We start from the raw sequence: 20,855 nt of genomic DNA on the forward strand, positions 1-20,855 counted from the left end.
TTGGGACTATGGCCCCTCGTTTCAGTGCCGTCTCAATATCTAATTTTTAAGACTTGGCGGCCATCCTGCAAACGATTTGGGACAGTGCTGGGTCTAAGTGATGATGTTGGCGGATATGCCATTGGTGCCCGTAAGCCAGAACGAGCTTCAGACGATGGCTTATACGGATCCGTTGACCGGGCTCGGTAACCGCTACCGGATGCGCGATCGCGTTGCACAGATATCGGCCGAGCGTGCCAGTGATCCCGCCCCCTTTGCCATCGGCATCGCCAATCTCGATTCCTTCAAGCCGATCAACGATCTCTTCGGGTCGTCGGCCGGCGACGAAATCCTCTGCCAGGTGGCGCACCGGTTGAAGGCATGCATTCCTGACGGCGCGCTGGTGACACGCCACGACGGCGACGAGTTCGCTTTCGTCCTGCCGCTGGTGTTCGAGCGCGCCGGCGCCGAAAAGTTCGGCCAGATGATCCGAGAAGTGCTGTCGGCACCCTACGATCTCGGCGATCGAAACGTCCGCCTTTCGGCATCTTTCGGCTTTGCCATCTATCCCTTCGCGGGCGAGGAGTTCGATGAGCTTCTGAAGAGCGCCGAGACCGCGCTTTATCGCTCGAAGCGCCGCGGCCGTGGCCAGATCACAGTCTACTCGCGTGAGATCGCGCAGGAAATGAAGCGTGCGACGCAACTCGAGCAGGCCTTGAGAAACGCGATCATATCAGACGCCATCGACGTGCACTTCCAGCCGATCGTTTCGCTGGCCAACAGCCAGGTCGTCGGTTTCGAGGCGCTCGCGCGCTGGAACGATGCCGACCTCGGCTTCGTGTCGCCGGGCGTCTTCGTTCCGCTTGCGGAAGAGCGCGGCTTCATCGACGCCCTGTCCGAGGCGCTGTTGCGAAAGGCAGCGGAAGCGGCACTCTCCTGGCCTCGTGAGCTCTTCCTGTCGTTCAATCTCTCTTCCGCCCAGTTGATGGACCCAGGCACCAGCAGCAGCGTCCTGTCGATCCTCGGGCGCGTCGGCTTCGATCCGCACCGGCTTGAACTGGAGATCACCGAAACCGCCGTCATGGGCTCCGCCGATACCGCAAACCGGATCATTGCCGATCTCCGTCAGGCCGGGGTTCGGATTTCGCTCGATGACTTTGGGACCGGACAATCGAGCCTCGGACGCTTGCGCGATTTCATGTTCGACAAGATCAAGATCGATCGCGCCTTCGTTTCCCGCATCAACTCCGACCGGGCGTCGGAGCATATCATCAAGGCAATCCTCACCATGTGCGAGGGGCTTGATCTGGAAGTGGTTGCCGAAGGCATCGAAGACTATGCCGAGGCAACGAAGCTGCGCGCGCTCGGTTGCGGTATGGGACAGGGCTATCATTTCGGAAAGCCGGCGGACAGCATCGCGACGCTGCGCTATCTCCACGAGAACTACTACGATTCAAGCGAGCGCGTGAGTGCATAAATGCCAATGGCGCCCCTGAGGGGCGCCACCGGTTACGCTATACTCACTGCGCAGTATTCTTACTTGTTGGTCGTCGAGCCGGTTGCCGTGGTATCCATGGCGCCCGGAGCGGGAGCCTTTTCGGCCGACAGCATCTTGAGCGTCTTGAACTCAGGCGCGGCCTTCAGTGTCTCGGCCGTTTCGGATGTCGTCAGCTTGACGCTGCCGTCCTGCGTGTTCTGGGCGACCGTGACCTTGTCCATCGGCACCGCGACGTTCTTTTCGCCGATACCGAGGAAGCCGCCGACGCCGATCACTGCGGCGACAAGGCCGCCATCCTTCTTCATGATCAGGTCGTTGACGCTACCGATGCTTTCGTTCTGGCCGTTATAGACGGACTGGCCGATATAGGTGTTGGCGCTGACCTGATCGGCAGACTGTTCCGTCAGATAGGCGCCAGCGCCGGCCTGGGCCGTGTCAACAGTGGTAGCCGGGGCCGGAGCCTGGGCAGCATCGCCGCTCGGTGCAGGCGCATCCGGAACCTTCGGCGGCGCAGCCGGATCAGACGGAGCGGCCTGGGTCGCCGGTACGCCGGGTGTTGCGGGCTGGGTCGCGCTCTGAGAAAAAGCCGTGGGTGCGAACGCTGTTGCAAACAGGGCGCCAGCGGCAACGGTCGTCAGGAGTTTGCGTGTCATTTCGAACCTACCTTTAATAGTCCTTGAGTGATCTCTAGCCTGGCCACACCCTTATTTGTTGGTGTGTCTACCTGGCCGGTTCCCAATTGAAATGAATGGCTTGCCTATTGGTTCCGAGAAAAAGACATCGAAAATTTGAAAGGAATGAGGGAACTTTCTCGGCACTTCGCGCGCGCTCGTGCTGCGGCGGGCAACGAAAAAGGCGCCCGAAGTGGGCGCCTTTCGAAAACACCGTCTGTTGGGACGGCTAGAGAATGTAAGCCGGATCGAACCGGCCCTTCACCGCAATGCCGAGCTCGAGCAGCGCGCCGGCATCCGGTTGCATGGCGCGCGCCGCTTCATCCAGACCTTCCCAGGCTGTCGTGACCGCAAGGCCTTCCGCGTCCGCGCCGATGAAGGCCGGGCAGGACGGCTGCGCCGCCGGAACCTTGTAGCGGGCGATGCGAAGTCCGTCCGGGCTGTAGCGATCGACTGTTCCGGCACCCCAGCGGGCATTCCAGATATAGCCGTCGGCATCGACCACGGAGCCGTCGATGCCACCTGGTTCCTCCATGGTGTCGACCAGAACGATCGGTTCGCCGGCCGGAAGGCCGGTCTCCGGATCGACCATGACCCGCATCAGCCTGCTGATCCGCGTGTCGGTGAAATAGCCGGTCGTGCCGTCAGGTGAAAAGCAGATCGAGTTGGGAATGCTGATGGCGTCGAAGATCTTCGTCACCTTGCCGCGCGCGACATGATAGATCGCGCCTGCGTGGGTTTCCGCGCGCTTGCTCATCGTGCCGACCCACAATGCGCCCGAGGGATGCGTGCGTCCGTCGTTCGAGCGGTTCTCCGGCCTGTCGTTTTCAAGGGCGGCGTGGAAGGTCAGGTCACCAGTCTCAATATCGCGGACGAAAAGCCCCTGTTCGGTGGCCAGCAACTGCCGGCCGGCGTCGATACGGGCAAGCACGCTTGCCATCATCGGCAGGGGGTGGACCTTCTTCTCCTTCGTCGAGAGCCGCAACTCGTGCAGCTCCTTGCCGAGAATGTTGAACCACCACACCGTATTGGTATCAGGATCGTAGGTCGGCCCTTCGCCAAGCACCGAATTGGTGCTGCAAAGTGTCCTGCCTCCGAACTCATGAATGTCAGTCATCCGTTCAAGCTCCTACCGCTGCATCGTAAGCGTAGATGGTCGCCTTGGCGCGCTCGGCAACCTCTGCGGCAGTCATTCCTGGCTTGTAGATGCTGGTTCCAAGGCCGAACGCCAGGATCCCGGCCTTCGTGTAATCCGCAAAATTCGTGTCCGACACGCCGCCGACCGCAGCGATGACAAGTTCCGGCGGCAGGATGGCGCGGATCGCATTGATGCCCGAAGGACCGAGCACGCTGGCCGGGAAGAACTTCAGCCCCGTAGCGCCGGCGCGCGCGGCGGCCAGAGCTTCGGTCGGCGTGAAGACACCGGGCATGGTGACCATGCCGTAGTCGCGCGCGCGGATAATGACTTCAGGCTCGACGTTTGGCGTTACCAGGAGCTTGCCGCCTGCATTGTGGAGATTGTCCACCGCCTCGGGCGTCAGGACGGTGCCCGCGCCGATCAGGCAATCGGCGGGCGCCATCTTGGCGGCGATTTCGATGGATTTGAACGGCTCCGGCGAGTTCAGCGGGATCTCGATGGCGGTGAGGCCGTTTTCGATCAGCGCGCCGACGACGGCTTCTGTTTCCGACGGCTTGATGCCGCGCAGAATGGCGATCAAGGGGCGTTTCATGGCGGGGAAGGGGATACGGTTCATCGCTCTATTGCTTTCTCAATTCGGCCAGATGGCTTTGGCGGCTGCCGCGAGCCCCTGGCGTACCGCGGCGTCGGCGTCGATGGTGGTGTAGGATAGAGATAGTGTTCGCAAGGCTGTTTCATAAAGGCCCTGCAGCCTGCCGGATGCAACCAGGCTGATGTCGACCTTGGCGTCCGCTGCGGACAGGGCGCCGGCAATCTCCAGGCCGATCAGCGTGCCCGAAATCTTCGCCTGCGCGCCCGCGGCGCCAAGCCCGTGCAATAGCTGGCCGGAACGGGCGGTAAAGAAGAGGTTGGTCGCCATCGCCGGGCGTTCGAAGGCGGCCCTGACGGCAGCTTCGAAAGTCGCGGTGTCGGCGGGCTGATCTTCGGCGCCGACAACCGCGTGCGACAGGATCGTGTGCTTGCTGATCGCATCGAAAAGCTCGCCGGTCATGAAGCTGGAGAAGCCGGTGACGTTGCTGTCGCGCACATGCACCCACTTCGAGTGGGTACCAGGCATGCACACCGCCTGCGCGCCGACGCTCGTCATGCCGAGGGCGCCGAGGAGCTGGGTTTCCTCTCCGCGCATGACATCAGGCATGGCCGTGTCGCGTTGCGCCAACCCGGGAAGAATCCGGATGTCGCGGCTCTGACCGGGAACGGAAACGGCTTTGGTCAGGATGGCGGAGAGCGGCGTCGGCACATCGACGTAGCCTGCTTCCACCCATCCCTGCTTGGCGCCCGCCATGCCGCAGACGATGACCGGCAGATCGGCGGGAGCGCCGACCTTCGCCAGATGTGCCGCAAGCACGGGTTCGAAGCCGGTCTTGGCGGCTGTCGTCATGCCTTCGCCGCTGCGGCTCTCACCGAGAATGCTGCCGTCGGCGCCGATCAGCCACAGCCGGAAGCTGCTCGTTCCCCAGTCGACCGCGATATAAGCGGGATTTGCCATTAGAAAATGCCTCCATCGACAATAAGCGACTGCGCGCTCACGGCGGAGGCGCAGTCGGATGCTAGAAACAGACACGGCCCGACAATAGCGTCGGCGTGCAGAACTTTTTTGATGCACTGGCGCTCGAGCGTGCGGGCAATGCCATCTTCCGTCAGCCAGAGTTTCATCTGGCGATCGGTCACGATCATTCCAGGAAGGATGCAGTTTACCCGGATGTTGTCACTGCCAAGCTTTCCGGCGAGGCTCTTCGTCAGTCCGATAACCCCCGCCTTGGCGGTCGAGTAGGCCGGAAAGTCTGGCATGTTGAGCAGAAAGGCGATCGAGGACATGTTGATGATGGCACCGCCGCCCGCCGCCCGCATGTGAGGTGCGACAGCCTGGGACATGAAAAAGACATGCCTGACGTTGGTGGCCTGGTTGTTGTCCCAGTACTCCTCGGTAACCGTCTCGAAGTCATGGCGATCGTCGCGCGCCGCATTGTTGACGAGGACGCTGATCGGGCCGGAGTGGGCCGCGACCGCCTCGACGGTTTGCCGGATCGCGCTGACGTCGCGGAGATCGGCCCTGTGAAAGCGGACGGGGTGCAGGCTGTCGCGTGACAGGCGTTGAGCAAGTTCGCGGCTTTCGTCTTCGGCGATGTCGATGAAAGAGACTTTCGCGCCCTGTTTGGCAAAGCCCTCGACAATCGCCGCGCCGATCCCCGAGCCGCCGCCCGAGACGAGCACGCTCCGGTCCCTGAATTCCGGAAACTGGGTCCGAATTTCCGCCATGCATGTCCTCCGCCGCTAGTTCCATTATTTGGAACTTAATTTGACTATGTGGAATTATCGGATTACGCTACCCCTTCTGTCAAGGTATCCGGGCGCTCGATCATGGCCACATTGAACAATGAGACAAGGGAGCGTCGCGAGACGGGAACGCTCGGCAAGCTCATGGTTCTTCTGGACCTGGTCGCCCACGCCGATGGCCCCTTGCGATTTACCGATATCGCCGCCGCAAGCGGTCAGCCGCGTGGCACCTTGCATCGTCAGCTCGTGCACCTCGTCGAAGAAGGCCTGCTCGAACTCGACGCCGACGGCCGCTACTCTACGGGCCTGCGGCTGCTGGAGCTTGCGTCGCGAAGCTGGGCGCGCAACGAACTGCGCCTCGTCGCGGAGCCGCATCTGAGGGAACTGCAGGATCTGACGGGTGAAACCGTGCATCTCGGTGTTATCAGGGGTGCGTCCGTCATCTATCTCGACAAGGTCGAAGGTCGGCAACCGGTTCGCATGTATTCGCAGATCGGCAATGCTTCGCCGATCTATTGCACCGGCGTCGGAAAGGCCGCGTTGTCGCTGCTGCCCGACGACCGCATCGATACGCTTCTGGCGGAAGTGAGCTTTCAGCGATTTACGCCCGCCACCCACACTCGCGACACGCTGCTCACCGAGATCAGCGAGATACGCCGCAATGGCGTGGCGTTCGACCGCGAAGAGCACGAGGTCGGCATCCGCTGCGTCGCCGCGCCAATCTCCTCGGAAAATCTCTCCTTTGTCGGCGGGATCTCGGTCACCGGACCTGCATATCGGCTGACCATGGAGCGCCTGGAGGAGTGGGCCGAACCCATCCGGCGGACGGCGGGCCGGATTTCGACGGGCATCCGGATCGGCCTCGGACCGCGTCCTTGAGGGTAATTAACGGTATTCTGCTCACGGTATTGTGATTTTCTGACGAATCGTCACAATTGCACCCTGTCAATCCCCTGTCCTGGGGTGTATGTGCAGTTAGTACACATCGTCCGCGCGCATCCAGGGCTGGCGAAGACGTGTCGCAAGTCCAAGTCCCGAAATTCTGAAGTTGAATGCATAGATGAACGCCTCACACTCTGTTGCTTCCGTAGACGTCTACGTAAGTGAGCTCGCTGGACTGAACACTCAGTTCGACATTTTCCGTTTTATGAAAAGAGTGACGGAGGCGTATCAGGCGCGTGCCTTCATGGTTTTCAACCTGCCGTCCGCCACCACGCGCGATCTGCAAAGCAACACCGTCATCACCAACTGGCCGGTGGAGCTTCTTTCTGCCTATGATCACGAAGGCTTGCTGATCAACAGCCCGGTCATGCGCCGGTTGCGGGGCTCGACGGTTCCCTTCTCCAACGATCTTTCCAAGGCGAAGCTGGAACGTCCGGATGGCAAGGCAGGCATTGTGTCCGCTCTGTTTGAGCGTTTCCGCATGATGCGCTGTGCCTATTTTCCGACGCACGACCCCTCCGGAAGCCGCGGCGCCGTGTCGTTCTCCGGAGATCGGCAGCCCTTCACCTCGGAAGAGATGCGCGAACTGCACTACCTCTCAAGCTATATTTTCGACCGCCTGGCGGAAATCCGGACTCTCGACAACAGAGTGGTCGAAGCCCTGACCGACCGCGAGACCGACTGTCTGAACTGGACCGCTGCGGGTAAGACGAGCGTTGAGATCGCCGATATCCTTGGCTTGTCGGAGCACACGGTCAACCACTACCTCAACCGCGCGACAAAGAAGCTCGACACGGTCAATCGTACGCAGGCCGTCGCCAAGGCTTTGCGCATCGGCCTGATAAAGTGAAATTTGCTCAAATTGCAGGCGAAAGCTCACGCCGAGCCTAAAATTACGCCAAGTAAAGTGTGGATGTTTGTTCCACACTTTACCAGCACTGTGCTTAATCAGCATCTTTTCAACTGGCATGTTTTCTGCTTCTTTATTTGCAGCGGTCCAGAGGGGGCCTGGTAACGACGCCGTATGAATGGCGCGACCTGCACACCGCCGTTCGATGTCGCGGCCGCCTTTTGGCGTGTCTGGCCTCGAACGGCGGTTGTTGCATTTTTGATACTCAGTTTCGTGCATCGGCCACCAAAGCAATTGTTACTACGCTCCGGGCTGGTCTTTCGCCGTGCCTACCCTACAAAATCTACTGATTGGAGAAGGCCGTTGCGCGATCAGGGCGAAAGCCCGGCGGACTTGGTGGCGCAACGGTCATTCTTCACGCCTCATCGACAAAGGCGCCAGCTGCGATTTTGTTTGGCGAAGCCGCGGCTCTCCTCTATCTAGTTTGCCGAAACAGGCAGTGAGGATGGAATGAGCGGCGTCACCAAGGAACAAGTTCTCGAAACGCTGAAAACCGTGCGCGGTCCGGATCTCGAGCACAACATCGTTGAGCTCGGCATGGTCTCCGATGTCTTCATTTCCGACGGCAAGGTCTATTTCTCCATTACCGTACCGGCCGATCGCGCCAAGGAGCTCGAGCCTCTCCGGTCGGCTGCCGAGCGCGTCATCAAGGAGATCCCGGGCGTCAAGGGCGCTCTTGTTGCCCTGACGGCCGACAAGAAGGGCGGCTCCGCGCCCCAGCCCCAGCCCCGGCCGCAGCCGCAGGGCGGCCACGAGCATCACGGCCATTCCCACCCGCACCCCCATCCGCCGCAGCAGGCGCGCTCCGGCAAGCTCGGCGTCCCCGGCATCAACGCGATCATCGCGGTTGCATCCGGCAAGGGCGGGGTCGGCAAGTCGACGACGGCGGTCAATCTTGCGCTAGGTCTTCAGGCAAACGGCCTGCGTGTCGGTATCCTCGATGCGGATATTTACGGCCCCTCGATGCCGCGGCTGCTCAAGATCTCCGGACGCCCGACCCAGATCGACGGCCGCATCATCAATCCGATGGAGAATTACGGTCTCAAGGTCATGTCGATGGGCTTCCTCGTCGACGAGGAGACCGCGATGATCTGGCGGGGCCCGATGGTGCAATCCGCCCTGATGCAGATGCTGCGCGAGGTTGCCTGGGGCGATCTCGACGTTCTCGTCGTCGACATGCCTCCGGGCACCGGCGACGCGCAGCTGACGATGGCGCAACAGGTGCCGCTCGCCGGCGCCGTCATCGTGTCGACGCCGCAGGATCTTGCCCTCATCGATGCCCGCAAGGGCTTGAACATGTTCAGGAAGGTCGAGGTGCCGGTGCTCGGCATCGTCGAGAACATGAGCTACTTCATCGCGCCGGATACCGGCACGCGCTATGACATCTTCGGCCACGGCGGCGCCCGCAAGGAAGCCGAGCGCATTGGCGTTCCGTTCCTCGGGGAGGTGCCGTTGACGATGAATATTCGTGAGACGTCGGATGCCGGAACGCCGCTCGTTGCCACCGAGCCGGATGGCATCGTCGCAAGCATCTACCGTGACATCGCGACCAAGGTCTGGGAGCAGCTGGGCGGCCAGCCCGCGCGGCCTGCGCCGTCCATCGTATTCGAATAACTGCTTCGCCGCGCCTAGACTCCCAATTGCGGAGGAAATGTGTTCCAAGGGCGCAGTGTACGTAAGATGTCTTGATTCTTTCGCAGCTTTCCGTCATATGGCGCGCCGTCGCCATGAGGGCGACTTTGCGAATGCTCGATGATGGCCGTCCCGGTTGGGGATCGGCCAGTGCATGATCGGAGTTGTCTTGGTCGAAGGCTTGGGGACTGCGATACGGTTGAGCATAATGCATGTCTGGGCCGCGGCCCGATGTGCCAGGAGTTACATGAGCTTTCTTCAATCGCTTCCGCAGATATCGATGCCCGGCATCGTTGGCGCTCCCGCAGCCGGAGTGCCGTGGAAGGTCATTCGATGATGCACGTGGTTCCAGCACGATTGATTGATTGGTGGTTCCGGTGATCGCGGCCTACTGCTCCAATTGCAAGACGGTTGAACTCGGCGATCTCTCGCAGGCGAATACCCTGCCTGACGACGTGATGTGGATCGACATGATCGAGCCGACGCGCGAGGAAGAGCTTTACCTCGAAAAGGCGCTCGGTATCGAAGTGCCGACACGCGACGATCTGAAGGACATCGAACCGTCGGCCCGTCTCTATGTCGAGAATGATGCCGTGTTCATGACGGCATCACTCGTCTGGAAGGCGGAAACGGATGCGCCGACGCTGACCGATATCGCGTTCATTCTTGTCGGCAAGCGCCTGATCACCATTCGCTACGCCCTGCCGAAATCCTTCGCACTCTTCATCGCGGCCCTTCACCGCGTTCCGGCCCAGTGCCGCAACGGCGCTGCCCTTCTGTCGAAGCTCTTCGAGACGATCATCGACCGCACCGCCGAGATCCTCGAGATATCTGTCGCGCGGATCGATATTCTGTCCATGCACGTTTTCGGAGATCGCGCCCGGAAGGTTCGCCGGCCCTCGAACTATCTCGAGGAAAAGCTGCGCGACATCGCCGGGCATCATCGTCTTGTCAGCAAGGTGCGCGATAGTCTGGCCTCGATGTCCAGACTGATGACCTTCTTCTACAACGTTCCAGCCGTTCAGCAGGACCGCGAAACCAGGGAACTCTGCAAGACCGTCTCACGCGACATCCAGTCGCTGAACGAGCATGCGTCCTTTATCGCCGGCAACATCACGTTCCTTCTCGACGCGTCGCTCGGTCTGATCAACATCGAGCAGAACTCGATCATCAAGATTTTCTCGATCGCGTCCGTGGTCTTCTTGCCGCCGACGCTGGTCGCCTCCATCTACGGCATGAACTTTGAATTCATGCCGGAACTGCACTTTGCCCACGGGTATCCGATTTCCCTCGGGCTCATGGTGATCTCCGCCATCATTCCCTTCTTCTTTTTCCGATGGAAAGGCTGGCTCTGAAGAGCCTGTTTTCATTTCATGCACGAAGGTAGCCACACTGAAGAGCGATCGATGTCGCCCCGCAAGCTCTTCTATCTTGCGCTGGGTTCCGTCGGCGTTGTCTATGGCGACATCGGCACGAGCCCGCTCTACGCGTTCCGCGAAGCCCTGAAGCCCGTTGCGGCTGACGGCCTGACGCGGTTTGAAGTCATCAGCCTTATCTCGCTGATGATCTGGGCTCTGACCATTATCGTTACCCTCAAATACGTGCTTTTCCTGCTGCGCGCCGACAACGAAGGCGAGGGCGGTACGCTCTCCCTGCTGGCCCTGCTGATGAAGACGGCTAACGGACACACCGCGTTTCTGATGCTGCTCGGTCTGGTCGGCGCCGCCCTGTTCCTTGGCGACGCGATGATCACGCCGGCGCTGTCGGTGCTCTCGGCCGTGGAAGGTCTGAAACTCGTTGCGCCCAGTTTGACCAGTTACATCGTACCGATCTCGGTCTTCATCCTTGCTTTGCTGTTTGCCGTGCAATCGCGCGGAACCGGCACCATGGCCCGCTTTTTCGGGCCGATCACTGCGCTCTGGTTCATCGTCATGGCCGCGGCTGGCATTTCGCACATCTCCGATGACTACGGCATTCTGGCCGCGTTCAATCCGTATTATGCGATCAGCTTCCTGCTGCACGAAGGCTTCTACGGCGTGGTCGTGCTCGGTGCGGTCTTCCTGACCGTAACCGGGGCCGAAGCCCTTTATGCGGATCTCGGTCACTTCGGCCGCCGCCCCATCCAGTGGGCGTGGTTCGCGCTGATCTTTCCGGCGCTGACGCTGAACTATCTGGGCCAGGGCGCCCTGGTGCTCGGCAATCCGATGGCGATGTCCGATCCGTTCTATCTGATGTTCCCGCAGTGGGCGCTGCTGCCTGTCGTCATCCTTGCGACGGCCGCAACGATCATCGCCAGCCAAGCGGTCATAACCGGCGCCTTCTCGCTGGTTCGCCAGGGCATCAACCTCGGTTTCCTGCCGCGGATGGAAGTCCTCTTTACCTCCGAGACGAATACCGGACAGATCTTCGTGCCGTCGGTCAACGTCGTCTTGTTCTTCGGCGTGATCTTCCTCGTTTTGAGCTTCAAGACCTCGGATGCGCTGGCGACCGCCTATGGCATCTCGGTAACAGGCGCGATGGTCGTCACCTCGATCATGGCGTTCGAGTTCGTTCGCGTTCGCTGGAACTGGTCGATCCCGGTCGCCACGCTTGCGCTCGCACCGCTGCTCGTCCTCGAAATGATCTTCCTCGGCGCCAACCTGCTGAAGATCCACGATGGCGGCTATATTCCGGTGCTGATTGCCACCGCCTTCACCATCATCATGTGGACGTGGCGCCGCGGCAGCGCGTTGCTGATGGAAAAGACGCGTCACACGGATATTCCGATGGCGTCGTTCGTCAGTTCCATCGAGCGCAAGAGCGACCATTCGCCGGCGCAGGTGCCGGGTACGGCCATATTCCTGACCAGCGATCCCGAATCGGCGCCGGCCGCATTGCTACACAATCTGAAGCACAACCATGTTCTGCATGAGAGGAACGTGATCCTGACCATCCGGACGGTCAACAAGCCACGCGTGGCAAGCGCCGATCGCTACAAGATCGAGCCGATATCGGAGCGCTTCTCGCGCGTCGAACTGCTCTTCGGCTTCATGGAATCGCAAAACGTCTCGCAGGCGCTGGCGACCTTGCGCAAGACCGGGCTGAAGTTCGATATCATGTCGACGTCGTTCTACCTTGGACGCCGCAAGCTCGTCCCCGATGCCAAGTCGGGCATGCCTTACTGGCAGGACCGTCTTTATATTGCGCTCGCCAACGCCGCGGCCAATCCGTCGGACTACTTCCGGCTTCCGGCAAACCGCGTCGTCGAACTCGGTTCGCACGTTATCATCTGATCGAGCACGTGCTCATCTCCAAAGCCCGGCCCAGTGCCGGGCTTTTTGCATTTTCCAAGATGCTAATCTTTTCGCCCGCCCGCGCCCGACATTAACCAAGCATCAAGGTTAATAAGACATTTTCATCGGCATGTTCATGCGTTCCATGCCGGAGTTCCGCGTTGCGTCGAAATATCCATTCCCGTAGCAAGCTGCGCCTTCTGCTTCAGAACTGGAGCTCTCCCGCATTCTTCGGTGTCTGCGGATGGCTGCTTTTCCCGAGCGTTGCCTCTCACGCCGATCTCGCCGCGCTGCTTGCCGGGCTTGATCAGAGCCGCGACAACTGGCGCATGGTGATGACCAATTCCCCGGCGGGCTCCATTCATCAGGCGGAGCTCACCTTCTCGGATCCCGTCGTCACCGGTACGATCGCCGCCGGCGCTGGAATGGTGTTGCCCGATGGGCGCAAGGTGGCCTTCGTCACCAAGGACAAGGGACACGAAGACACCGCCGACGAGGATCGCGTCAACCGGCAAGGCAAGAAGGGCCGGGTGGTCGCGGTCGAACAGGTCCAGCCGCCCAAGGATTTCTCCGCCGGCTCCATTCTCCAGCGCACCCGCCTGTTGCAGCCGAACTTCGATATCAAGGACAAATCGGTTTTCGTGAAGCCCAAGATCAAGGGCAAGGAAATCGAGATTGCCACGAGCTTCTACACGAAGCAGGCGCCGAAGCCGGATCGCGGCATGTCGCCATTGCTTGCGGGTCTCGTGACAAGCGACAAGGCCGACGTGCTTGCGACCGCCTATGCGCCGGCGGGCCCCGATTACTCCCGACAGTCTCCGTTCGATTCGATCCTGACGGAAAAGGCCAGCGACGGTCGCTTCGTGCCGCAGATCGGTCCGCGCGATCACGCTTGGGCAGCGAGCGTATTGGCGCCGTCCGTCTTTTCGGCCGCCGAACAACAGTGCCTTGCTTCCGGCATCTACTTCGAAGCCCGTGGCGAGACGGTGAAAGGTCAGGCCGCCGTCGCCCAGGTTATTCTCAACCGGGTTCGCAATCCGGCCTATCCGAAAACCATCTGCGGCGTCGTCTATCAGAACGAAGACTGGCGCAACCGCTGCCAGTTCTCCTTCGCATGCGACAACATCAAGGACCGCGTGAACTCGCAATATCACTGGAGAATCGCCCGCGAGGTCGCGATGGCCGTTACCGCCGGCAAGATCTGGCTGCCGCAAGTCGGCTCCGCCACGCACTACCATGCCGTCTATGTTCGCCCGAAATGGGCAAAGACCATGGAGAAGGTCGGCCGCATCGGGCTCCATATTTTCTACCGCACCTATGGCGGCGGCTGGAGCTGATAAGGGCTGTAACACCAGATTCTCTGGCTTCCCGGCCCCGCTAAAAGCGGATTCTTTGCCTCGATTTTCGCGCAAGCCGGCCCCAGCATCCTAAGCATATGTTTTTGCCCGGTTATTTTATGGCTGGACATCGACTGCCTACGCCTTGACTATGCTTTTTGCTAAAACTATGTTGCGCGCGACTTCAAAACGGGCCGGAAGGTTCTCGAGCCTTGGGGTCGTTGTCCTGAAAACCGGGGTAGCGGGAACGCGGACAATGACAGGCGGAGGAGAGCACCATGGCGGATGACCGGGAAGAAAGTCTGGAAAAGCGCCGGACGCAACTGGGAGCGGAACTCGCAACCAAGCGCGTCGAAGCGGGGAAGGAAGAGGCTATCGAAGCCAGCGCCGAGGCCAGCCGTAAAGGCTATGCCCAGGCGATGAAGCTTTCGAGCGAATTCATCTCCGCGATCGTTGTCGGTGCCCTTCTCGGCTATCTCTTGGACCGTTTTGTCGGCACGGCGCCTTGGGGATTGATTGTTCTTCTTCTTCTCGGATTCTGTGCCGGTGTATTGAACGTTTTGCGTGCTGCGGGAAAGGTTTCGAATCCGGATCCTGCCGAGCGCCAGAATGGTAGAAAATAGGGCAGGGCGCTCCGGCGTTCGATCCAGTGCAATAATCCCGTCTCGCGCGGGCTAAAGATAGAGAGAACAAGCGGTGTCTAACGATCCGACCCATCAGTTCCTGATCCAGAAGATTGTGCCGATCGAAGTCGGTGGAATTGATTTCTCGTTTACGAACGCATCGCTCTTTATGATGGCCTCTGCTGCCGTTGCTGCTGGCTTCCTTTATTTCTCGACGTCGAATCGGGCGATCGTTCCGGGCCGTTCGCAGTCGGTTGCCGAGATGTCCTATGAGTTCATCGCCAACATGCTGAAGGAAGGCGCCGGATCCAAGGGGATGAAGTTCTTCCCGCTGGTCTTCTCGCTCTTCATGTTCGTGCTGACCGCAAACCTGCTCGGCATGTTCCCGTACTTCTTCACGGTTACCAGCCAGATCATCGTCACCTTCGCGCTCGCGCTGCTCGTGATCGGCACGGTTCTCGTCTACGGCTTCTATAAGCACGGCTTTCATTTCCTGAATGTTTTTGTCCCGCAAGGCGTTCCCGGCATTCTTCTGCCGCTCGTCGTGACGATCGAAATCATCTCTTTCCTGTCCCGTCCGATTTCGCTCTCGGTTCGTCTTTTCGCTAACATGCTGGCTGGTCATATCACCCTGAAAGTGTTCGCAGGCTTCGTTGCCTCGCTTGGAGCACTGGGTGCGGTCGGCATCGGTGGCGCAGTCCTTCCCCTCCTCATGACCGTCGCCCTGACTGGTCTCGAGTTCCTCGTCGCCTTCCTCCAGGCTTACGTCTTTGCGGTGCTGACTTGCATGTACCTCAACGACGCGATCCACCCGGGTGGCCACTAAGGGATACCGACATTGACGTCCAAGGACGTCAGTCAATTCGCCGCAACACACCATTTCAAAGGAGTTCAACATGGACGCGGAAGCAGCAAAATTCATCGGTGCAGGCCTCGCTTGCTTTGGTATGGCCGGTACGGCTCTCGGCCTCGGCAACATCTTCGGCAGCTACCTGTCCGGCGCTCTGCGCAATCCGTCTGCCGCTGACAGCCAGTTCGGCCGTCTGGTATTCGGCTTCGCCGTTACGGAAGCTCTGGGCATCTTCTCGCTGCTCGTAGCTCTCCTTCTGCTGTTCGCCGTTTAATTTCGGCGCACTGAAGGATCACGGCCTGCAGACCGCAAGCCGTGATCCTTTGCATTTGCAGTACACCTGGAGGTGAGCATGTTTTTTGTGACCCCGGCTTACGCTGAAGAAGCCCCGGCGGGAACCGCAGAAACTGGTACAGCTACCGGTGCAGACGCGCATGCCGCCCCGGCAGCAGGCGAAGTCCACACCGAGACCGGCGTACCGGCCGAGCATCACGGTGGCGGCGTATTCCCGCCTTTCGATTCGTCGACTTACGCCTCGCAGCTCCTGTGGCTGGCGATCACGTTCGTTGTCTTCTTCGTGCTCATGCAAAAGGTCATTACGCCGCGTATCGGCGGGATCCTCGAGCAGCGCCACAATCGCATTTCGCAGGACCTCGAGGAAGCCGGTCGACTGAAGGCCGAAGCTGACGCCGACGTCGCTGCCTACGAGGCCGAACTGGCTGCCGCGCGCACCAAGGCCAACTCGATCGGCACCGCCGCTCGCGAAGCAGCCAAGCTCAAGGCCGAAGCCGACCGCAAGGCCGTCGAAGCCAGCCTCGGCGAAAAGCTGAAGGCAGCGGAAGGCCGCATCTCGGACATCAAGGCGAAGGCTTTCGCCGACGTCGGTGCGATCGCCGAGGAAACCGCAACGGCTGTCGTGGAACAGCTGATCGGCACTGCAGCCAAGGCAGATGTTGCCGCTGCGGTCGCCGACCTCAAGAAGGGGGCTTGATCGATGGCACTTGACGCAACATTCTTTGCGATGATCGGCCTGTTCATCTTCCTGGGACTGGTTGTCTACCTCAAGGTTCCTGGAATGATGGCGAAGTCGCTCGACGACCGCGCCGACCAGATCCGCAACGAACTGGCTGAAGCCAAGCGCCTGCGCGAAGAGGCCCAGCATCTGCTGGCCGAATACCAGCGCAAGCGCAAGGAAGCCGAAGCCGAGGCCGCACACATCGTTGCTGCAGCCGAGCGCGAAGCTGAAATGCTGACCGCGGAAGCCAAGAAGAAGACGGAAGAGTTCGTTGCGAACCGTACGCTCGTCTCCGAACAGAAGATCAAGCAGGCGGAAGCCGATGCGATGAAGGCGGTTCGTTCCGCTGCCGTCGATCTGGCGATCTCAGCTGCTGAATCGGTTCTGGCAAAGAAGGCCGATACCAAGGTCCAGTCGACGCTCTTCAGCGACGCCGTCGGCCAGGTAAAAAGCCGCCTGAACTGAGATATAATCTCTGACCTTGAAAAGCCCCGCTATGCGGGGCTTTTTTCGTTTGTGCGGGATGGTACTGGGCAAGCGTGGATGATCGTGCAAGCCGCCTCTGTCAGGCGCCAGGCGGCGATCATCGCGGCGCTCGGATGACCGACACCTAGTCGCTAAGGGGCTCGGTGCGTCTCAGCGGCCGGAATGTCATGCGGTGCAGCGAGCACGGTCCGTGGGCCTCGATGCTGGTGCGATGTTGAGCCGTTCCGTAGCCTGCGTGGGCCGCGAAGCCATAGGCCGGAAAGATGATATGAGCGCGGGTCATCATCCTGTCACGCGTCACTTTGGCGACGATCGATGCCGCCGCGATGGAAACGGACCGCGCATCACCTTTGACCACGGCCTGGCCGGGGCAGTCGAGACCAAGCGGCACATCGAGGCCGTCGGTCAGGACATAGCTTGCCGGGATCGCCAGTCCGCGAATGGCGCGTCGCATCGCATCGAGACTGGCCTTGCGGATATCCGTCGCATCGATGCGCGTCGCACTCGACGAGGCAATTGAAACAGTGGCGGTCGCCAGGATCTGCTCGAAGAGTTCCTCACGGCGCTGCGCGGATAGCTGCTTCGAATCGTTCAATCCGTCTGGAATTCGTTTCGGATCGAGGATCACCGCCGCTGCAACGACAGGCCCGGCGAGCGGTCCACGCCCGGCCTCATCCGCACCGGCAACAGGCCAATGCCCGGCCTTGCGCGCTTTAAGCTCGAGCCGGAAATCCGGCACGAGAGGAACATCTTCGAAAAGCATAGGAGAATCGGGTGGCGTGCGACGTTTCATGCGGCTGAACTTCGCACGCCAACCCGATTTCCTGCAAGTCCCCGGATCAGGGCGGCGGGCCGGAGACTTGGAGGCAGACGGCCTGGGGTGCCGTCTGCAAGCTTGTTAGAGCAGCGAGAGCTGCACGCCGCTGCCATCGGGCGGCGTAAACAGATCGTCGCGCAGCGGCATCGTGCGGCGCGTCATGCCGAGGCGCTTCGTTGCCATCTCGAACCGGCGGGCGATCTGCCAGGCATAAGGGCCGGCACCTTTCATCCGCTTGCCGAACTCGGCGTCATAATCCTTCCCGCCGCGCATCGACCGCACCAGCGACATGACATGACGATAACGGTCCGGGTAGTTCTGCAGCAGCCAGTCGCGAAACAGCGGCGACACCTCAAGCGGCAGGCGAAGAATGACGTAGCCCGCCTCCAGTGCGCCGGCGGCCCGTGCCGCCTCGAGGATGCGTTCGACCTCGTGGTCGTTGAGGGCGGGAATAACAGGGGCGACCATGGCCGACGTCGGCACGCCGGCCTCGCTCAGCAAGCGGATCGCTTCCAGCCGACGCGTTGGCGTCGAGGCTCTGGGTTCCATCGTGCGCGCCAGCTTGCGGTCGAGCGTGGTGACCGACAGCGAGGCCCGGATGAGGTTCTTTGCCGCCATCCGTTCAAGGATGTCGATGTCGCGCAGGATCAGCGCCGACTTGGTGACGATCGAGACAGGATGGTTTGCCTTTTCGAGAACTTCCAGGATCTGGCGCATGACCCGCCATTCCTTCTCGATTGGCTGATAGGGATCGGTGTTGGTGCCGATTGCGATCACCCGGGGCTTGTAGCCGGGTTTGGCCAGCTCGCGTTCCAGCAAGCGTGCGGCATCTGGCTTTGCAAAAAGCTTCGCCTCGAAATCCAGCCCTGCCGACAATCCCATGTAAGCGTGGGTCGGACGGGCAAAGCAGTAAATGCAGCCATGCTCGCAGCCTCGATACGGATTGATCGACCGGTCGAAGGGGATATCGGGCGACTCGTTGCGCGTGATCGCCGTGCGCGGCTTCTCGATCTGCACCTCGGTCTTGAATGGCGGCAATTCCTCGAGCGTCTGCCAACCGTCATCGAAGGTTTCTCTCTGCTGTGGCTCGAAGCGGCCAGTCGGGTTCAGGCCCGCAGCTCTGCCGCGCCGGCGATCCACCTCGATCCTCAGACCGGAAGACACGATCATCGCATCGGCAATATCTGCCGTATTGGCAGGCGCGAATGCGGCCTGCCCTGCAAGGGACTGCTCGTTCATCGGATTCTCCAGCGTCGGAAGCCATTGCCTCCGCCCGTTTTGATGATTAAATTCCTATCGAGAAAATGAGAACAATGCAAGAACAAAATTGGAAAAGTGGCGCTGGCAAAACTTTGTGCGGCGCTCTATAAATAGGCAATGTTGACAGTAGTGCTGGAGTGCCAGGATCAGGAACCTGAACTGGCGCAGACCTTATTGGTGTTGGTTGCAGGCGCGGTTGAAGGGCTCGTCAGCGATGTCGTGGTGTTGGATCACGGCTCGCAGGATGGCACGTCAAAGGTGGCGGACGCGGCCGGTTGCCGTTTCCATTCGCAGTGGGACATCAAGGATATACTTCATTCGGCGCGGGGCGAGTGGCTGCTCTTCGTCGAGCCGGGCGCGCGTCCGCAAAGCGGATGGATCGATGAGATCGCCGAATACGTCTCGCTGAACAAGCTGCCTGCCCAGTTCACTGCATCGCGAGGCTACAGGCAGCCGTTCTTCAAGCGGATCGGCCGCGCGAAACCGCCGCTGGAACTCGGTCTTCTCCTGCCGAAGAAAGAGGCCCTAGCGTCGGCGCGCAGCGGCATGCGTCTGTCTGAGTTCGTCAGGGGCAAAAAGCTGCGCCGCTTGTCGAGCGAGCTCATTCCCTCCTGGGTCGCGCGTTCGGCTCGCTAGGCAGTTTTATGCCGCGCCGCCGCGCTTCAAGTGCTCATCAAGGCGCGGCATGATTTCCACGAAGTTGCAGGGCATGTGGCGATAGTCGAGCTGGTTCTTCAGGATGCCGTCCCAGGCGTCCTTGCATGCGCCGGGTGACCCGGGCAGCACGAAGATGAAGGTTGCGTTGGCAACGCCCGCCGTCGCGCGCGATTGGATCGTGGATGTCCCGATCTTGTCGTAGGAAATCCGGTGGAAGACTTCGGAGAAGCCGTCCATCCGCTTTTCGAAGATCGGTTCCAGCGCCTCGGGCGTGACGTCCCGGCCGGTAAAGCCGGTGCCGCCGGTCGTGATCACCACATCGATGTCCTTCCGGACGGTCCACGCCGAGACCTGGGCTGCGATGCTCTGCCGATCATCCGGAACGATCGCGCGTTCGACAAGCCGATGTCCCGCGTCGGCAATGCGCTGCGCCAGCGTGTCGCCCGAGCGGTCGTCGGCCAGGGTGCGCGTGTCTGATACCGTCAGGACGGCAATGCCGACCGGAATGAACGGACGATTGTCATCGATTCCAGGCATGCGTGCCTCCTGCCAGCGTTTCGGTCGCCTGGAAATACCAGTCCGGGCGCGCGTCTTGAAGCCTGGCGGCGGCTTTTTCCGCGTCGGCGGCCGTCGCGAATATTCCGAAGCAGGTGGCGCCGGAGCCGGACATGCGCACGAACATCGCGCCTTCCGCTGTCAGCATGGATGAAACGGCCGCGATTTCCGGCAGCAATGCGCGGGCAGGCGGCTCCAGATCGTTGCGCATGTCGCCCAGCGCGTCGAGCCATGATCTCGGATGCTCGGCGGGGAGGGGAGGATTGCGCTTGTTATCGAGCTTGCGGAACACCTCAGGCGTGGAGACGCCCCGCAACGGATTGGCAAGCACCATGGCGAAGGCAGGCATGTCCTGGACGCGCTCGATATCCTCGCCGATGCCACGCGCGATCAGCGGCCGGCTGTGGACGCACATCGGCACGTCGGCTCCGAGACTGAGCGCAACCGCATCGATTGTCTGTCGCGGAAGCGAGGCTTGCCACAGACGCATCAGGCCGCGCAGCGTCGCCGCCGCGTCAGCCGAGCCGCCGCCGATGCCAGAAGCAATCGGGAGATTTTTCTGCAGATGGATGCGAACCGCCGGCGTATCCCCACCAGCCTGCCGGATCGCCGTTCGCAAGGCGTCCCGGGCCTTCAGCACGAGATTGGTGCCGCTGTCTTCCTGCAACGAATCACCGAAGCGCCCCGAAACGCTGAACGTGTCGGTGTCTGACAGCGCGAAGTCCAGCGTGTCGCCATGTCGGGCGAAGGTCACCAGCATTTCCAGCAGGTGGTAGCCGTCGCTCCTCTGGCCCGTCACATGCAGGGCCAGATTGATCTTGGCGAAGGCATCCTCGCGGATAGCAGTCGTGTCGCCGATGTCAGTCAGCGGCATCC

At 60.8% G+C, this 20,855-nt stretch carries 22 protein-coding genes; 13 read left to right on the top strand and 9 right to left on the bottom strand.

The window, feature by feature from the left end:
• The first annotated feature begins 100 nt into the window (after window positions 1-100).
• A complete protein-coding gene (locus ASE04_RS25380; protein ID WP_443216917.1) occupies window positions 101-1,456 on the top strand; it encodes a putative bifunctional diguanylate cyclase/phosphodiesterase in 1,356 nt (451 codons plus the stop codon).
• Window positions 1,457-1,515: 59 nt separating this feature from the next.
• Here the strand turns inward: ASE04_RS25380 and ASE04_RS25385 are convergent, their stop codons facing one another.
• From ASE04_RS25385 to ASE04_RS25405, 5 genes are all read right to left on the bottom strand, one after another.
• A complete protein-coding gene (locus ASE04_RS25385; protein ID WP_056824602.1) occupies window positions 1,516-2,130 on the bottom strand; it encodes a PRC-barrel domain-containing protein in 615 nt (204 codons plus the stop codon).
• 247 nt (window positions 2,131-2,377) lie between these two features.
• A complete protein-coding gene (locus ASE04_RS25390) occupies window positions 2,378-3,265 on the bottom strand; it encodes an SMP-30/gluconolactonase/LRE family protein (RefSeq protein WP_056824604.1) in 888 nt (295 codons plus the stop codon).
• Between the two features lie 4 nt (window positions 3,266-3,269).
• A complete protein-coding gene (locus tag ASE04_RS25395) occupies window positions 3,270-3,902 on the bottom strand; it encodes a 2-dehydro-3-deoxy-6-phosphogalactonate aldolase (RefSeq protein WP_056824607.1) in 633 nt (210 codons plus the stop codon).
• A 15-nt stretch (window positions 3,903-3,917) separates the two neighbouring features.
• Window positions 3,918-4,835 (bottom strand): 2-dehydro-3-deoxygalactonokinase, encoded by a 918-nt coding sequence (locus ASE04_RS25400; RefSeq protein ID WP_056824609.1) that lies wholly within the window; start codon window positions 4,833-4,835, stop codon window positions 3,918-3,920.
• Window positions 4,835-5,605, bottom strand: coding sequence for an SDR family NAD(P)-dependent oxidoreductase (locus ASE04_RS25405; RefSeq protein ID WP_056824612.1), 771 nt, complete (start codon window positions 5,603-5,605; stop codon window positions 4,835-4,837). Before ASE04_RS25405 ends, ASE04_RS25400 begins: the two co-directional genes overlap by 1 nt.
• A 102-nt stretch (window positions 5,606-5,707) precedes the next feature.
• Here ASE04_RS25405 and ASE04_RS25410 point away from each other — a divergent pair, with 102 nt between their 5' ends.
• The 11 genes from ASE04_RS25410 to ASE04_RS25460 all read left to right on the top strand — a co-directional run bounded on the left by ASE04_RS25410 (window position 5,708) and on the right by ASE04_RS25460 (window position 16,669).
• Window positions 5,708-6,502, top strand: coding sequence for an IclR family transcriptional regulator (locus ASE04_RS25410; protein WP_056824615.1), 795 nt, complete (start codon window positions 5,708-5,710; stop codon window positions 6,500-6,502).
• Window positions 6,503-6,683: 181 nt separating this feature from the next.
• Entirely contained in the window at window positions 6,684-7,415 is a 732-nt protein-coding gene (locus ASE04_RS25415; protein ID WP_056824618.1) for a helix-turn-helix transcriptional regulator, read from the top strand.
• 510 nt (window positions 7,416-7,925) lie between these two features.
• Complete coding sequence (gene apbC, locus ASE04_RS25420) at window positions 7,926-9,089, top strand: iron-sulfur cluster carrier protein ApbC (protein ID WP_056824622.1); 1,164 nt, start codon at window positions 7,926-7,928, stop codon at window positions 9,087-9,089.
• A gap of 395 nt (window positions 9,090-9,484) precedes the next feature.
• A complete protein-coding gene (locus ASE04_RS25425) occupies window positions 9,485-10,462 on the top strand; it encodes a magnesium transporter CorA family protein (RefSeq protein ID WP_056825738.1) in 978 nt (325 codons plus the stop codon).
• A gap of 18 nt (window positions 10,463-10,480) precedes the next feature.
• Window positions 10,481-12,379 (top strand): potassium transporter Kup, encoded by a 1,899-nt coding sequence (locus ASE04_RS25430; RefSeq protein ID WP_056824625.1) that lies wholly within the window; start codon window positions 10,481-10,483, stop codon window positions 12,377-12,379.
• A 161-nt stretch (window positions 12,380-12,540) separates the two neighbouring features.
• Window positions 12,541-13,716 (top strand): cell wall hydrolase, encoded by a 1,176-nt coding sequence (locus ASE04_RS25435; RefSeq protein ID WP_056824627.1) that lies wholly within the window; start codon window positions 12,541-12,543, stop codon window positions 13,714-13,716.
• Window positions 13,717-13,994: 278 nt separating this feature from the next.
• The gene (locus tag ASE04_RS25440) at window positions 13,995-14,339 is read left to right on the top strand and encodes an AtpZ/AtpI family protein (protein WP_056824630.1); all 345 of its coding nucleotides are present in this window, start codon (window positions 13,995-13,997) and stop codon (window positions 14,337-14,339) included.
• Between the two features lie 73 nt (window positions 14,340-14,412).
• Window positions 14,413-15,165 carry a F0F1 ATP synthase subunit A gene (locus ASE04_RS25445; RefSeq protein ID WP_056824634.1) on the top strand — a complete coding sequence of 251 codons (753 nt, stop codon included), beginning with the start codon at window positions 14,413-14,415 and terminating at the stop codon, window positions 15,163-15,165.
• Window positions 15,166-15,235: 70 nt separating this feature from the next.
• Window positions 15,236-15,463, top strand: a complete 228-nt coding sequence (locus tag ASE04_RS25450) for a F0F1 ATP synthase subunit C (protein WP_015338972.1) — start codon at window positions 15,236-15,238, stop codon at window positions 15,461-15,463.
• Between the two features lie 78 nt (window positions 15,464-15,541).
• Complete coding sequence (locus tag ASE04_RS25455) at window positions 15,542-16,180, top strand: F0F1 ATP synthase subunit B (protein WP_056824635.1); 639 nt, start codon at window positions 15,542-15,544, stop codon at window positions 16,178-16,180.
• A gap of 3 nt (window positions 16,181-16,183) precedes the next feature.
• Complete coding sequence (locus tag ASE04_RS25460; RefSeq protein ID WP_056824638.1) at window positions 16,184-16,669, top strand: F0F1 ATP synthase subunit B; 486 nt, start codon at window positions 16,184-16,186, stop codon at window positions 16,667-16,669.
• 145 nt (window positions 16,670-16,814) lie between these two features.
• Here ASE04_RS25460 and ASE04_RS25465 read toward each other — a convergent pair whose 3' ends face one another.
• Both ASE04_RS25465 and ASE04_RS25470 read right to left on the bottom strand, forming a co-directional pair.
• The gene (locus tag ASE04_RS25465; RefSeq protein WP_056824641.1) at window positions 16,815-17,483 is read right to left on the bottom strand and encodes a ribonuclease HII; all 669 of its coding nucleotides are present in this window, start codon (window positions 17,481-17,483) and stop codon (window positions 16,815-16,817) included.
• Window positions 17,484-17,588: 105 nt separating this feature from the next.
• Window positions 17,589-18,746 (bottom strand): PA0069 family radical SAM protein, encoded by a 1,158-nt coding sequence (locus ASE04_RS25470; RefSeq protein WP_056824643.1) that lies wholly within the window; start codon window positions 18,744-18,746, stop codon window positions 17,589-17,591.
• 138 nt (window positions 18,747-18,884) lie between these two features.
• On the opposite strand from ASE04_RS25470, the gene ASE04_RS25475 reads away from it, so the two are divergent.
• Window positions 18,885-19,403: a hypothetical protein gene (locus ASE04_RS25475; RefSeq protein WP_056824645.1), complete on the top strand. Its 519-nt coding sequence runs from the start codon at window positions 18,885-18,887 to the stop codon at window positions 19,401-19,403.
• A gap of 6 nt (window positions 19,404-19,409) precedes the next feature.
• Here the strand turns inward: ASE04_RS25475 and moaB are convergent, their stop codons facing one another.
• Window positions 19,410-19,961, bottom strand: a complete 552-nt coding sequence (moaB, locus tag ASE04_RS25480) for a molybdenum cofactor biosynthesis protein B (RefSeq protein WP_056824648.1) — start codon at window positions 19,959-19,961, stop codon at window positions 19,410-19,412.
• Window positions 19,945-20,853 carry a 4-(cytidine 5'-diphospho)-2-C-methyl-D-erythritol kinase gene (locus tag ASE04_RS25485; protein WP_056824652.1) on the bottom strand — a complete coding sequence of 303 codons (909 nt, stop codon included), beginning with the start codon at window positions 20,851-20,853 and terminating at the stop codon, window positions 19,945-19,947. The genes moaB and ASE04_RS25485 overlap by 17 nt, the downstream gene beginning before the upstream one ends.
• Between the last annotated feature and the right edge of the window lie 2 nt (window positions 20,854-20,855).

Origin of the sequence: Rhizobium sp. Root708, from assembly GCF_001429725.1 — a bacterium.
In the GTDB taxonomy this organism is placed as follows: Bacteria; Pseudomonadota; Alphaproteobacteria; order Rhizobiales; family Rhizobiaceae; genus Rhizobium.

Coding starts and splice junctions, on each gene's coding strand:
- ASE04_RS25380 (WP_443216917.1), top strand. CDS start 101: ATGATGTTGGCGGATATGCCATTGGTGCCCGTAAGCCAGAACGAGCTT.
- ASE04_RS25385 (WP_056824602.1), bottom strand. CDS start 2,130: ATGACACGCAAACTCCTGACGACCGTTGCCGCTGGCGCCCTGTTTGCA.
- ASE04_RS25390 (WP_056824604.1), bottom strand. CDS start 3,265: ATGACTGACATTCATGAGTTCGGAGGCAGGACACTTTGCAGCACCAAT.
- ASE04_RS25395 (WP_056824607.1), bottom strand. CDS start 3,902: ATGAACCGTATCCCCTTCCCCGCCATGAAACGCCCCTTGATCGCCATT.
- ASE04_RS25400 (WP_056824609.1), bottom strand. CDS start 4,835: ATGGCAAATCCCGCTTATATCGCGGTCGACTGGGGAACGAGCAGCTTC.
- ASE04_RS25405 (WP_056824612.1), bottom strand. CDS start 5,605: ATGGCGGAAATTCGGACCCAGTTTCCGGAATTCAGGGACCGGAGCGTG.
- ASE04_RS25410 (WP_056824615.1), top strand. CDS start 5,708: ATGGCCACATTGAACAATGAGACAAGGGAGCGTCGCGAGACGGGAACG.
- ASE04_RS25415 (WP_056824618.1), top strand. CDS start 6,684: ATGAACGCCTCACACTCTGTTGCTTCCGTAGACGTCTACGTAAGTGAG.
- apbC (WP_056824622.1), top strand. CDS start 7,926: ATGAGCGGCGTCACCAAGGAACAAGTTCTCGAAACGCTGAAAACCGTG.
- ASE04_RS25430 (WP_056824625.1), top strand. CDS start 10,481: ATGCACGAAGGTAGCCACACTGAAGAGCGATCGATGTCGCCCCGCAAG.
- ASE04_RS25440 (WP_056824630.1), top strand. CDS start 13,995: ATGGCGGATGACCGGGAAGAAAGTCTGGAAAAGCGCCGGACGCAACTG.
- ASE04_RS25450 (WP_015338972.1), top strand. CDS start 15,236: ATGGACGCGGAAGCAGCAAAATTCATCGGTGCAGGCCTCGCTTGCTTT.
- ASE04_RS25455 (WP_056824635.1), top strand. CDS start 15,542: ATGTTTTTTGTGACCCCGGCTTACGCTGAAGAAGCCCCGGCGGGAACC.
- ASE04_RS25460 (WP_056824638.1), top strand. CDS start 16,184: ATGGCACTTGACGCAACATTCTTTGCGATGATCGGCCTGTTCATCTTC.
- ASE04_RS25465 (WP_056824641.1), bottom strand. CDS start 17,483: ATGAAACGTCGCACGCCACCCGATTCTCCTATGCTTTTCGAAGATGTT.
- ASE04_RS25470 (WP_056824643.1), bottom strand. CDS start 18,746: ATGAACGAGCAGTCCCTTGCAGGGCAGGCCGCATTCGCGCCTGCCAAT.
- ASE04_RS25475 (WP_056824645.1), top strand. CDS start 18,885: ATGTTGACAGTAGTGCTGGAGTGCCAGGATCAGGAACCTGAACTGGCG.
- moaB (WP_056824648.1), bottom strand. CDS start 19,961: ATGCCTGGAATCGATGACAATCGTCCGTTCATTCCGGTCGGCATTGCC.
- ASE04_RS25485 (WP_056824652.1), bottom strand. CDS start 20,853: ATGCCGCTGACTGACATCGGCGACACGACTGCTATCCGCGAGGATGCC.